Raw genomic sequence first — 12,112 nt, 5'->3', positions numbered from 1 at the left:
CTTAGCCCGCCGCACAGTGGCAGGCTCGCGCGATGTCAGAACTGCCAGACTATTATGCCATCTTCTTGAACGGGCTCGCCGGACTGATCGACGATGCCGAAATGTCAGGCTGGGACGAAGATGGAATAGCGCATCTCCGCGAAGCCGATGAATATTTCCGTTCGGATTACCGGATAAGACAACAGGCACAGCAGGAAGCAGCGGAAAGAGAAGCGACCTTGCGCGCCGGAAATTCCGACGGTTGACGAAAAAGGCCGCCGGATCGCTCCGGCGGCCTCTTCGTATCGATTTGCCGGTTGGCTTAGCCGACGATTTCTTCGGGCTTGAAGAAATAGGCGATCTCGATCGCGGCATTCTCGTCGCTGTCCGAACCGTGCACCGTGTTCGCTTCGATGCTCTCGGCGAGTTCCTTGCGGATCGTGCCGGGCGCGGCGTCCTTGGGGTTGGTCGCGCCCATGATGTCGCGGTTCGCCTGCATCGCGTTTTCGCCTTCGAGGACCTGGACGACGACGGGGCCGCTGATCATGAAATCGACGAGTTCGCCGAAGAAGGGGCGCTCCTTGTGGACCGCGTAGAAGCCTTCGGCCTGTTCGCGGCTCATGTGGATGCGCTTCGAGGCGACGACGCGGAGGCCGGCGTCTTCGAGCATCTTGGTGACGGCGCCGGTGAGGTTGCGACGCGTCGCGTCGGGCTTGATGATCGAAAAGGTGCGGGTGACCGCCATGGGAAAGCTCCTGCGTGCTGTGTTATATGATGCGCGCGCCTCTAGCCGCGCTTTCGCGGTATCGCAAGGACAGAGCGCATGGGCGCTAGGGCCCTTCGGACCAGCGGCCGTTTTCGTCCTGTTTCCAGAAGCGGTTGTCGACATCGTCGCGCGCGGCGAGCGTGCGCCAGAGCGCGCGGGCGTCGTCGATGCGGCTGTTGTCGAAGAGGAGGAAGGTGCGCTCGAACCCCAGCGCCTCGTCGCGCCATTCGCCGTCGGCGAGCGCGAGGAGGGTAGCCCCATTGGGGGGCGAGGGGTCGAGCGTGCCCGAAATCAGGATCGGCTCGATCGCCTCGTCGGGCGATCCGGCGTGGCCGTGCGGCAGAAAGCTGGCGGGCTGGAGCGTCCAGAGCGCCTCGTCGATCGCCTGGCGCTGCATCGCCGAGGCGGCGACCACCAGCAGGCGGTCGCCATTGCCGAGGATGCGCGTCGCGAGCGCGGGGAGCACGCGTTCGACGGGGTCGCGGGTCAGCCGGTAGAAGTCGACGCGCGGCACGCTCCCCTCCCTATCCTTCTTTCTGCCCCGCTCAGCCTTCGTGGTTCGCGGCGATATAGCGGTCGAGCAGGCGCACGCCGTAGCCGGTCGCGCCCTTGGCCCAGACCGGGCCGTCCTTGTCGCCCCACGCCATGCCCGCGATGTCGAGATGCGCCCAGGCGACGCCGTCCTCGACATAGCGCTTGAGGAATTGCGCCGCAGTGATCGAGCCGCCTTCGCGCGGGCCGATATTCTTCATGTCGGCGATGGGGCTGTCGATCAGCTTGTCGTAAGCGGGCGAGAGCGGGAAGCGCCACAGTTTGTTGTTCGACGCCTCGCCCGCCGCGAGCAGGCCGGCGGCGAGCGTCTCGTCGTTCGCGAACATGCCGGCATATTCGTGGCCGAGCGAGATCACCATCGCGCCGGTCAGCGTCGCGAGGTCGACGATCACCTTGGGATCATAGGCCTTTTGCGCCCAGCTGATCGCGTCGCAGAGGACAAGGCGGCCTTCGGCGTCGGTGTTGAGCACCTCGACCGTCTGGCCCGACATGGTGGTGACGATGTCGCCGGGGCGCATCGCATTGCCGTCGGGCATATTTTCGACGAGCCCGACGACGCCGACGACATTCGCCTTCGCCTTGCGCCCAGCGATCGCCTTGATCGCGCCCGCGACCGCGCCCGCGCCGCCCATGTCCCACTTCATCATGTCCATGCCCGGCCCGGGCTTGAGACTGATGCCGCCGGTGTCGAAGGTCACGCCCTTGCCGATGAAGACGACGGGCGCATCGCCGGGATTGCCGCCGTTCCAGCGCATCGCGAGCAGCCGCGGCGGGCGCGTCGAACCCTGCGCGACGCCGAGCAGCGCACCCATGCCGAGCGCCTTCATCTGGCGTTCGTCGAGGACTTCGAGTTCGACGCCGAGGTCGGCGAGATGCTGGCAGCGTTCGACGAAGCTTTCGGGATAGAGGATGTTCGGCGGCTCGGCGACGAGCGTCTGGGTCAGCGCGACCCCCTCGGCGATCGCTTCATTCTCGGCCCAGCGCGCCGAAAGGTCGCCGTGCGGTGAGGCGATCGTCACCGTCTTGAGGCTCGGTTTCGCCTTGTCGGCGAGGCGCGTGCGATAGGTGTCGAGGCGCCAGTTGCGGAGGCGCACACCCATCGCGAAGGCGAGCACATCGTCGGCGTCGCTCTGCCCCGCGCTGGCAAAATCGACATGGACATGGGTGACGCCGCTCGTCTGCAGCTTCGCGGTCAGCGCGGCGCCGCCGCGTTCGAGATCCTGCTCGCCGCCCTCGCCGATGCCGACGAGCAGCAGGCGCTTCGCCTGTGCGCCGTCGATCGCCGCGGTCTCCGCGAGCGTGCCCGCCGCGCCATCGAAGCGCGCCTGCGTCGCGGCGGCGCCGAGCAGCGCTCCGAGCGCCCCGGCTTCGCCCTTGCGGACCGGAAATGCGACGACGTCGGCAGACGCATCGATTTGCGCGACAAACTGAATGTCCATGCCTTAACTTTCTCATGCGATGATTGATTGGAACGTGGCGGACCGATAGGGGTTTCGCTTGCGAGTTGCAAAAACAAAGCTGCCGGTCCAAGCCGGAAGACGTCGATATAGGGTTCGGGACAAAGGGATTAAATGAGCTGGGCTTTGTTCCATCGGGCGGCGGGTGCGCGGCCGTTCTGGCTGGCGACGGCGAGCGGTCTGGCCCTGGCGGCGAGCCCGGTGCTGGCCCAGAGCGAGGCGAATCCGGCCCAGCCCGAAGAGGTGATCGGCGAACCCGACCTCCAGACCCCCGACGTCGTCCCGACGACATCCGACGCGCCCGATACCGCGAGCGAGCAGCAGATCGGCTTTGCCGCGGACAACCTCAATTACGACGGCGACACCGAGGTCGTCGTTGCCGAGGGCAATGTCCAGATGAACCGCGAAGCGGTCGAGATGCGCGCGGACAAGGTGACGTGGAACCGGCAGACGGGACAGGTTTTCGCCGAGGGCAATGTCATGATCAAGAACCCCGAAGGCGACATCGCCTATGGGGACAAGATCGAACTGACCGACAGTTTGCGCGACGGCGTCGTCGAAAATCTGCTCGTCGTGCTCGACAACGGATCGCGCCTCGCGGCGGTCAAGGGCACGCGCTTCGACAACGGCAATATCGAGCTGGAGAATGCCGCCTACACCCCCTGCCCGGTCGAGGACGATGAGGGTTGCCCGAAGAATCCGAGCTGGCAGGTCCGCGCCGTTCGCGTGCTTTACGACAGGGCGAAAAACAAGGTTCGCTACAAGGGCGCACGGATCGAGATTTTCGGCCTGCCGCTAATCCCGCTCCCCGGCCTCAGCCATTCGATCAACAACGAGCCGAGCAGCGGCATCCTGGTCCCCGAAATCCGGCTCGACCGCAGCAACGGGTTCGAGATCGCGGTCCCCTATTATTTGCGCATCGCCCCCGACCGCGACATGACGATCACGCCGCACCTCTACACCGACGCGGCGCCGATGCTGGAAGGCGAGTTCCGCGCACTGACCGATATCGGGTCGTTCCGGATCAACGGCTATGCGACCTATGGCTCGCTCGTCCCGTTGGTCGGCGAGACCCCCGATACACAGAAACGTTTTCGCGGCTATCTGGAAAGCGCGGGCAAATTTCAGTTCGATCCGCGCTGGAGCCTCACCTATTCGGGACGCATCGCAACCGACCGCACCTTCATGCGCCGTTACGACATCAGCCGCGACGACCGGCTGCGCTCGACGTTCGAACTCGAGCGGATCGGCAGTAACTCCTATCTCTCGATCGCCGGCTGGGCGACGCAGACGCTGCGCGTCAACGACATTCAGGGCCAGCAGCCGATCGCGCTGCCAATCATCGATTACCGCCAGCGGCTCGACGATCCGCTGTTTGGCGGGCAGTTGGAGCTGCAACTCAACACGCTGGCGATCGGCCGCACCGCGGGGCAGGACACGCAGCGCGCCTTTGCCGGCGCGCAGTGGAATTTGCGCGGGCTGACCGGGCTCGGGCAGGAAGTCACGCTCACCGCGCTCGTGCGCGGCGACGTCTATCACAGCGACGAGAATCTGCTGACCGCGATCCCCGGCTATCGCGGCAAGTCGGGCTGGCAGGCGCGCGCGATCGCCGCGGTGGCGGCCGACATGCGCTGGCCCTTCATCGGCGAATTCGCCGGCGGCACGCAGACGCTGACCCCGCGCGTCCAGGTCGTCGCGACCCCGCCGATCAAGAATCTCGACATTCCGAACGAGGATTCGCGCGCCTTCGATCTTGAGGACAGCAATCTCTTCGCGATCAACCGCTTCAACGGCCACGACCGGTTCGAAGACGGCGCGCGCATCACCTATGGCCTCGAATGGAATTACAGCCGCCCGGGGTTCAACATCAACAGCATCGTCGGGCAAAGCTATCGCCTGACCGACAAGCCCAGCCTGTTCCCCGACGGTACCGGGCTGACCGATCGCTCGTCGGACATCGTCGGGCGTACGACGATTGCGTATCGCGATTTCCTGCGCCTCACCCACCGCTACCGGCTCGACAAGGATAATCTCGCGGTCCGCCGCAACGAGTTCGATGCGACGATCGGCAGCCGCTCGACCTATGCCGTGGTCGGCTATTCGCGGCTCAACCGCGACATCCTGCTGCTCGGCGAGGATTTGCAGGATCGCGAGGAAGTGCGGGCCGGCGGGCGCGTCGCGTTCGCGAAACATTGGTCGCTGTTCGGCTCGGCGATCGTCGATTTGACCGAGCAGAGCGACGACCCGCTGAGCGGTGCCGACGGGTTCGAGCCGATTCGACACCGGCTCGGGCTCGCCTATGACGATGAATGCCTGTCGATCGCGTTGACCTGGCGGCGCGACTATGCCGACACCGGCGACGCGCGGCGCGGCAACAGTTTCTCGTTCCGGATCGCGTTCAGGAATCTGGGGTTCTGAGAGCAGAAATCGGCCGGAAGTCGCCCCTCACACATCGTCACCCCGGACTTGATCCGGGGTCCATTCACGCCAGCACCGGAGAAATGGATCCCGGATCAAGTCCGGGATGACGAAAGTGAGAACGTCCGCTCCCCACCCCAAAGCGGACGCCCTTCGCTCAGCCTAGGTTCAGCGTCTGCGAGCTATGCGGCGACATCAAATGGCGTCCGAGGCGGATTGCGCTGGACCATCGGGCGTGTCCGCTGATACGGAGCGTCCGGACTTTCTCGAATAGGGTAAAGATGACCAAATTTTCGACCATGACCGGCCTGATCGCCTTGGCCGCCGTCGGCGCGGCGCCCGTGCTGGCCCAGACCGTCCCCGACAGCGAAGTGCCGACGACCAGCCTCAACATCCCCGGCAATGTGCAGCTTTACGGCGACGCCAAGCCGAACGTCTATCGCCCCTCGGCGACGGTGAACGGCGAGATCATCACCGCGACCGACATCGAACAGCGCATGGCGCTGATCCGCATCGCGAACAATAATGTCGAGCTGCCGCCCGAGGAAATCGAGCGACTGCGCAACCAGGTGTTCAGCAACCTGATCGACGAGAAATTGCAGATTCAGGAAGCCAAGGCGGTCGAAATCGCGATCGACGAAAATGTCGTCAACGAGCAGTTCGCCCGGCTCGCGACACGCTTCAAGCAGACGCCCGAGCAGTTTTCGGAATATCTGGCGTCGAAAGGCTCGTCCGCCGCGGCGGTGAAACAGCAGATCCGCGGCGAATTCGCGTGGGATCGCCTGTTGTCGCGCAATATCCAGTCGACGACCAACGTATCGACCGAAGAGGTTGACCTGATCGTCAAGCAGATGGAAGCCGCGAAGGGCCAGGATGAATTCCATCTTGGCGAAATCTATCTGTCGGCGACCCCCGACAATATGGCCGCGGTCACCGAAAACGCCAAAAAGATCATCCAGGCGCTGCAGGCGGGCGGCAGCTTCGCCGCCTATGCGCGCCAGTTTTCCGAAGCGTCGACCGCCGTCGTCGGCGGCGACCTCGGCTGGGTAAAGGCGGCACAGCTGCCCGCGTCGATGGGCGAGGCCGCGACGCAGATGCAGCCCGGCCAGCTGGTCGGGCCGATCGAGGTGCCCGGCGGCATTTCGATCATGCTGTTGATCGACCGGCGCCAGGTGCTGACCGCCGACCCGCGCGACGCGGTGCTCAGCCTCAAGCAGATTTCGCTCGATTTTCCGGCCGGAACGACGCAGGAAAAGGCGTCCGAGCTCGCTGGAAAATTTGCCGAAGCGACGCGCACGATCGCCGGTTGCGGCGCCGCCGACGCGGTGGCCCAGCAATTGGGCGCGAGCGTCGTGTCGCGCGACAATATCGAAATGCGCGCGCTGCCCGCGCCGCTCCAGGCGACGCTCGTCAACCTTCAGGTCGGCCAGACGACGCAGCCCTTCGGCGCCGCGAACGAAGGCGTGAGCGTCCTTGTCCTTTGCGGCCGCGACATGCCGCAGACCGCAACGGCGCCGAACCTCGAACAGATCGAGCAGAAGCTGCTGGAGGAAAAGGTCAACAAGCGGGCCCAGCGCTATCTGCGCGACCTGCGCCGGGATGCCGTGATCGAATATAGCTGATGTTTGAATTGAGCACTCGACGCCCGATCGCGGTTACCATGGGTGACCCGGCCGGCGTCGGCCCCGAAGTCACGGCGCGCGCATGGGCCGCGCGCGGTGAAAACCGCCTGCCTCCCTTTGTCGCGATCGGCGACATCGCCGCGATCGAAGCCGTGTGGGACGGGCCCGTGGCGCGCGTCGGCGACATGGACGAAGTCGTGCGGACCTTTGGCGAGGCGCTGCCCGTCTGGCATCTCGAGGACAGCGGCCCGCTGACCCCCGGATCGCCGACACCGGCCGGCGCGACGTGCGCGCTCCATGCGCTCGAAACCGGCATCGGGCTGACGCGCAACCAGGCGAGCTCGGCGCTGGTCACCGGTTCGGTATCGAAACATGCGCTGCACGGCATCGGCTACACCCATCCCGGGCAGACCGAATTCATCGCCGAACGCTGCGGCGTGACCGCGACCAATGCGGTGATGATGCTGGCGGGACCGTCGCTTCGCGTCGTGCCGCTGACCGTGCATATCCCGCTCGCCGAGGTGCCCGAGCGGCTGACGAGCGAACTCATCGTCGCCAAGGCGCGGATCGTCGCGCGCGGACTGCGTCGCGATTTCGGCATCGATACGCCGCGCATCGCGCTTGCGGGGCTCAACCCGCACGCGGGCGAGAGCGGCCAGCTCGGCGGCGAGGAGGAGCGGATCATGAAGCCCGCGGTCGCCCAGCTGGCGAGCGAGGGCATCGCCGTCGATGGCCCCGTTGCCGCCGACGCGCTGTTCGCGCCCGGCATCCGCGACCAATATGACGCGCTGCTGTGCGGCTATCACGATCAGGCGCTCGCGCCGTTCAAGGCGCTGCATTTCCACGACGGGGTCAATCTGACGCTCGGGCTGCCGATCATCCGCACCTCGCCCGACCATGGCACCGCCTTCAACATCGCCGGCACCGGCCGCGCCGATGCCGGGCCGACGATCGCGGCGATCGCGATGGCCGCGCGCATGGCGACGGCGCGCGAGCGCGGCTGTGCGCCCGCAAAGTGACGGTCCAGCCGCGCACGCCGCTGCCGCCGCTGCGCGAGACGGTGCGCGTCCATGGCCTGTCGGCGAGCAAGGCGCTGGGGCAGAATTTCCTGTTCGACGAGCAATTGCTCGACCGGATCGCGGCGCTTCCGGGCGATCTCGACGGCGCGACGGTGTTCGAGGTCGGGCCGGGCCCAGGCGGGCTGACGCGGGCGCTGCTGCGCGCGGGGGCAAAGGTGATCGCGGTCGAGCGCGACGATCGCTGTCTGCCGCTGCTCGCCGAGCTCGGCGAAGCCTTTCCGGGGCAGCTGACGGTGATCGCGGGCGATGCGATGGCGGTCGACGTCGACGCGCTGACCGGCGGGGCGCCCTATCATATCGTCGCCAACCTGCCCTATAATGTCGGCACCGCGCTGTTCACGCGCTGGCTTGAGCCCGCGGCGTGGCCGCCGCGCTGGCTATCGCTGACCTTGATGTTCCAGCTCGAGGTCGCCGAGCGGATCGTCGCGCCGGTCGGGACGGGCGCCTATGGCCGGCTCGCGGTGCTCGCGCAGTGGCGCTCGAATGCGAAAATCGCGATGAAGGTGCACCGGTCGGCCTTCACCCCGCCGCCCAAGGTGATGTCGGCGATCGTCCATGTGACGCCGGGCGATCAGCCCGCGGGCGTCGACCCGAAACTGCTCTCGAAGCTCACCGAGAAGGGTTTTGGCCAGCGGCGCAAGATGCTGCGGCAGAGCCTGAAAGGGATCGAGGGCGCGGTCGCGGCGGCCGAGGCGCTGGACATCGACCCGACGCGGCGCGCCGAAACCGTCAGCGTTGATGAGTGGGTGGCGCTGGCGCGCGCGCTCGGCGCGTAATTTCTCAGTTCTGGCCGGTGGCGGGCTTGACCGTCGCGACGACCGGCGTCGGCACCAGTGCCTCCGCGGCGACGACCCGTTTCGACGCGCTCGACGCGATCGTCTTTTCGAGCGCGGCGACTTGCGGGCATTTGGCGCCGCAGACGCGCTCGGCCTCGGCGAGCTTTTCGCGCGCCAGTTCGAGCGCCCCCTTGTCGGCGAGCGCCTCGCCCTGCCCGGTCAGCGCGACGATGTCCTTGGGTTCGAGGATCAGCGCCTCGCGATAGAGGCCGATCGCCTTGCCCGGCAGCCCCTGCGCGCGCGCGACCTGCGCCAGCGCGATGATCGCCGAACGGTTGCGCGGGTCGGCGGCGAGCGCCGATTCATAGAAGTCGATCGCCTGGTCGAGGTCGCCGGCTTCCTGCGCCTGATGCCCTTCCTGCTGGAGCGCGATCGAGCGGGGGAAGATGTCGTTGTCGGCGCGCTGGGCATCGGAGGCGGTCGGCAGGCTGGCCAGAACAAGGCCGGCGCCAATAGCCAGAAAACTGATGCGCATCGCATTCTCCCATCGCTTCATTGCAGGGGATGCTAACATGGCGATGTCAGCCGTGCGAGAAAAAATCCGTCGCAGCCGTCGTGCCCCGGAGTCAGCAGGAAACCCGCGCCCGCGGCGCGGCCGATAGCCTCGGGGAGATAGCCCGCGTCGGCCGTCCAGCCCGGATTCCGGTTCAGAAAATCATCCACCTGTGCCCGCCCCTCGCGCGCGATAACCGAGCAGACAGCATAGAGAAGTTTGCCGCCGGGCGCCACCAGATCGGCGCCGATGGCGAGCAGCTTCGCCTGATCGGCGAGATGGCGGTCGAGCCGCGCCGGGGTGAGGCGCCAGCGCAGTTCGGGGCTGCGCCGCCAGGTGCCGCTGCCCGAGCAGGGCGCATCGACGAAGACGCGCGCCGCCCTGCCCCGCCAGTCGGCGAGCATCGCGGGCTCCTGCCCGGGATTGAGCAGGCGCGTTTCGATGCGCGTTGCCCCCGCGCGTTCGGCGCGCGGCGCGAGTTGCTGGAGGCGGGCGCGGTTGGTGTCGCACGCGAGGATGTCGGCGTCGTCGCTGGTGAGTGAGGCGATCGCGAGCGTCTTGCCGCCACCGCCCGCGCAAAGATCGACGATCGCCTGTCCGGGCGCGGCGTCCAAAGCCGCGGAGGCATATTGGCTCGCGGCATCCTGCACCTCGAAGCGGCCTTCGGCATAGGCGGGATGCTGGATGGCGGCGGTTTCGGGCGGCAGGCGCCAGCCGTCGGGACCGCCGGGGATCGCTTCGCCTTCGGGAAAGAGATCGGCGAGATCGTCGCGCGTCGCCTTGATGCGGTTGGCGCGGAGGTCGAGCGGCGCGCGCGTCAGCATCGCGTCATGCTCGTCTTCGCCGACGAGCGGATCAAAGAGGTCGATCAGCGCCTGGGCGGCGAGCCCGGCCTCGGCGCGCGGTTCGTCGGCGGCGATCGGCGCGGGTCCGTAAGGCGAGCCGTCGAAGAGCGCCGCGAGTTCGGGCTGCGCATCGGCGAACGCGAGCATCGCCGCGCGGCCCGAGGCGGGCGCCGAGCGCACGGCGCGGATCGCGTCATAGACATGGCCGCGGATCGCACGGCGGTCCTTCGACCCCGCATAGCGGCGCGCGCGCATCGCCTCGGCGAAGATCGCGTCGGCGGGCGCCCCGCCCTCGCGCGCGGCGGCGGCGATGGCGTCGAGAATCTCGATCGCCGCCTGGATGCGCGCTGCGGGCGTCACCGGCCGGCCTCAGCCCGCCGGATAATTCGGCGCCTCGCGCGTGATCGCGACGTCGTGAACATGGCTTTCGCGGAGGCCCGCATTGGTGATGCGCACGAATTTGGCGCGCTCGCGGAAATCCTTGAGCGTGCGGCTGCCGGTGTAGCCCATCGCCGCCTTCACGCCGCCGACCATCTGGTGGATGACGTCCTTCGCGGGCCCCTTGAACGGCACCTGACCCTCGATGCCCTCGGGAACCAGCTTCATCTGGTCCTTGATATCCTGCTGGAAATAGCGGTCGGCAGAGCCGCGCGCCATCGCCCCGACGCTGCCCATGCCGCGATAGCTTTTATAGGTGCGCCCCTGATAGAGGAAGGTCTCGCCCGGCGCCTCGGCGGTGCCCGCGAGCATCGATCCGACCATGACGCTCGACGCGCCCGCCGCAAGCGCCTTGGCGACGTCGCCCGAGGTGCGAAGGCCGCCGTCGGCGATCACCGGCACGCCGAGCTTCGACGCCGCCTCGACGCTGTCGAGGATCGCGGTGAGCTGCGGCACTCCGACGCCCGCGACGATGCGGGTGGTGCAGATCGAACCCGGTCCGATGCCGACCTTCACGCCGTCGGCGCCCGCGTCGATCAGCGCCTTGGTCGCGTCGCCGGTCGCGACATTGCCCGCGAGCACCTGCACGCGGTTCGACAATTTCTTGATCCGGGCAACGGTCTCGCCGACGCCTTTGCTGTGGCCGTGCGCGGTGTCGACGACGATGAGGTCGCATTCGGCCTCGAGCAGCGCCTCGGCGCGTTCGACGCCGCTATCGCCGGTGTTCGTCGCCGCGGCGACGCGCAGGCGGCCGTTCCCATCCTTCGTCGCGTCGGGGAAATTGACCGCCTTTTCCATGTCCTTGACGGTGATCAGGCCGATGCAGTGATAATCGTCGTCGACGACGAGCAATTTTTCGATGCGGCGCTGGTGGAGCAATTTGCGCGCCTCGTCCTGCCCGACCCCGGCGCGCACGGTCGCGAGATTTTCGGCAGTCATCAACTCGCGCACCGGCTGCCCCGGATTGTCGGCGAAGCGCACGTCGCGGTGGGTCAGGATGCCGACGAGCTTGCCGCCCGTTTCGACGACCGGAATGCCCGAAATCCGGTGCTGATCCATCAAGGCGGTCGCGTAGGAGAGCGGCGCGTCGGGGGTGATGGTGATCGGGTTGACGATCATGCCGCTTTCGAAACGCTTGACCTGCCGCACCGCGGCGGCCTGTTCCTCGACGGTCAGGTTGCGGTGAAGCACGCCGATGCCGCCGATCTGCGCCATCAATATCGCCATGTCGGCCTCGGTCACCGTGTCCATCGCCGACGACAGGACCGGGATGTTGAGGCTGATTTCGCTGGTCAGCTGGGTCGACAGATTGGCGTCCGACGGAAGGATGTCCGACGCGCCGGGCACCAGCAGCACGTCGTCGAAGGTCAGGCCGGTGATGATTTCCATGGATGCCACTTTCTGGTGCGGGCGGCGCCTGCCCCCAAGCTTTCGGGGCGGCACACGCGAATCATTTGGTGGCGGCCCATGTAACCAGTCGCGCCCGCGCGCGCCAGTGGGGGACGAACGATTATTTCACGCGATTCGGGAGGGCCGCCGGAGCAGCGCGGAGGCGCGCGGCATCGATGCCGATGTAACCGGTTGCATTGCTTCCGAGGCCCCGTTAGACCCGCCGCATAACATAGTA

At 67.0% G+C, this 12,112-nt stretch carries 11 protein-coding genes; 5 read left to right on the top strand and 6 right to left on the bottom strand.

Features of this window, described 5'->3' with window-relative positions; genetic code table 11:
- The first annotated feature begins 32 nt into the window (after positions 1 to 32).
- A complete protein-coding gene (locus VFG17_RS18825) occupies positions 33 to 245 on the top strand; it encodes a hypothetical protein (protein WP_325030910.1) in 213 nt (70 codons plus the stop codon).
- A gap of 56 nt (positions 246 to 301) precedes the next feature.
- On the opposite strand, the gene ndk is transcribed toward VFG17_RS18825, so the two are convergent.
- The 3 genes from ndk to VFG17_RS18810 form a co-directional block, all read right to left on the bottom strand.
- On the bottom strand, positions 302 to 724 hold the full coding sequence (ndk, locus tag VFG17_RS18820) for a nucleoside-diphosphate kinase (protein ID WP_054588335.1): 423 nt from the start codon (positions 722 to 724) through the stop codon (positions 302 to 304).
- A gap of 85 nt (positions 725 to 809) precedes the next feature.
- Positions 810 to 1,259 (bottom strand): DNA polymerase III subunit chi, encoded by a 450-nt coding sequence (locus VFG17_RS18815; RefSeq protein ID WP_325030909.1) that lies wholly within the window; start codon positions 1,257 to 1,259, stop codon positions 810 to 812.
- 31 nt (positions 1,260 to 1,290) lie between these two features.
- Complete coding sequence (locus tag VFG17_RS18810) at positions 1,291 to 2,736, bottom strand: leucyl aminopeptidase (RefSeq protein ID WP_325030908.1); 1,446 nt, start codon at positions 2,734 to 2,736, stop codon at positions 1,291 to 1,293.
- Between the two features lie 132 nt (positions 2,737 to 2,868).
- Between VFG17_RS18810 and VFG17_RS18805 the strand changes: the two genes are divergently transcribed.
- From VFG17_RS18805 to rsmA, 4 genes are all read left to right on the top strand, one after another.
- Positions 2,869 to 5,172, top strand: a complete 2,304-nt coding sequence (locus VFG17_RS18805; RefSeq protein ID WP_325030907.1) for an LPS-assembly protein LptD — start codon at positions 2,869 to 2,871, stop codon at positions 5,170 to 5,172.
- 281 nt (positions 5,173 to 5,453) lie between these two features.
- Positions 5,454 to 6,794 (top strand): peptidylprolyl isomerase, encoded by a 1,341-nt coding sequence (locus VFG17_RS18800; protein ID WP_325030906.1) that lies wholly within the window; start codon positions 5,454 to 5,456, stop codon positions 6,792 to 6,794.
- The gene (gene pdxA, locus VFG17_RS18795) at positions 6,794 to 7,813 is read left to right on the top strand and encodes a 4-hydroxythreonine-4-phosphate dehydrogenase PdxA (protein WP_325030905.1); all 1,020 of its coding nucleotides are present in this window, start codon (positions 6,794 to 6,796) and stop codon (positions 7,811 to 7,813) included. The genes VFG17_RS18800 and pdxA overlap by 1 nt, the downstream gene beginning before the upstream one ends.
- Positions 7,810 to 8,649, top strand: a complete 840-nt coding sequence (gene rsmA, locus VFG17_RS18790; protein ID WP_325030904.1) for a 16S rRNA (adenine(1518)-N(6)/adenine(1519)-N(6))-dimethyltransferase RsmA — start codon at positions 7,810 to 7,812, stop codon at positions 8,647 to 8,649. The genes pdxA and rsmA overlap by 4 nt, the downstream gene beginning before the upstream one ends.
- 4 nt (positions 8,650 to 8,653) lie before the next feature.
- Here the strand turns inward: rsmA and VFG17_RS18785 are convergent, their stop codons facing one another.
- Genes VFG17_RS18785 through guaB form a run of 3 tightly spaced genes read right to left on the bottom strand, consistent with a single transcriptional unit; the run spans position 8,654 to position 11,874 of the window.
- The gene (locus VFG17_RS18785; RefSeq protein WP_052182159.1) at positions 8,654 to 9,184 is read right to left on the bottom strand and encodes a tetratricopeptide repeat protein; all 531 of its coding nucleotides are present in this window, start codon (positions 9,182 to 9,184) and stop codon (positions 8,654 to 8,656) included.
- A gap of 32 nt (positions 9,185 to 9,216) precedes the next feature.
- Complete coding sequence (locus tag VFG17_RS18780) at positions 9,217 to 10,407, bottom strand: RsmB/NOP family class I SAM-dependent RNA methyltransferase (RefSeq protein WP_325030903.1); 1,191 nt, start codon at positions 10,405 to 10,407, stop codon at positions 9,217 to 9,219.
- A 9-nt stretch (positions 10,408 to 10,416) separates the two neighbouring features.
- Positions 10,417 to 11,874 (bottom strand): IMP dehydrogenase, encoded by a 1,458-nt coding sequence (gene guaB / locus VFG17_RS18775; RefSeq protein ID WP_325030902.1) that lies wholly within the window; start codon positions 11,872 to 11,874, stop codon positions 10,417 to 10,419.
- Between the last annotated feature and the right edge of the window lie 238 nt (positions 11,875 to 12,112).

This window comes from Sphingopyxis sp. (assembly GCF_035686825.1).
GTDB lineage: Bacteria > Pseudomonadota > Alphaproteobacteria > Sphingomonadales > Sphingomonadaceae > Sphingopyxis.
This window is presented reverse-complemented; position numbering and strand designations above follow the sequence as displayed.

What these genes read in the sequence shown, in the direction of transcription:
- ndk (WP_054588335.1), bottom strand. Translation starts at nt 724, where the DNA reads ATGGCGGTCACCCGCACCTTTTCGATCATCAAGCCCGACGCGACGCGT.
- pdxA (WP_325030905.1), top strand. Translation starts at nt 6,794, where the DNA reads ATGTTTGAATTGAGCACTCGACGCCCGATCGCGGTTACCATGGGTGAC.
- VFG17_RS18810 (WP_325030908.1), bottom strand. Translation starts at nt 2,736, where the DNA reads ATGGACATTCAGTTTGTCGCGCAAATCGATGCGTCTGCCGACGTCGTC.
- VFG17_RS18800 (WP_325030906.1), top strand. Translation starts at nt 5,454, where the DNA reads ATGACCAAATTTTCGACCATGACCGGCCTGATCGCCTTGGCCGCCGTC.
- VFG17_RS18785 (WP_052182159.1), bottom strand. Translation starts at nt 9,184, where the DNA reads ATGCGCATCAGTTTTCTGGCTATTGGCGCCGGCCTTGTTCTGGCCAGC.
- VFG17_RS18805 (WP_325030907.1), top strand. Translation starts at nt 2,869, where the DNA reads ATGAGCTGGGCTTTGTTCCATCGGGCGGCGGGTGCGCGGCCGTTCTGG.
- guaB (WP_325030902.1), bottom strand. Translation starts at nt 11,874, where the DNA reads ATGGAAATCATCACCGGCCTGACCTTCGACGACGTGCTGCTGGTGCCC.
- VFG17_RS18825 (WP_325030910.1), top strand. Translation starts at nt 33, where the DNA reads ATGTCAGAACTGCCAGACTATTATGCCATCTTCTTGAACGGGCTCGCC.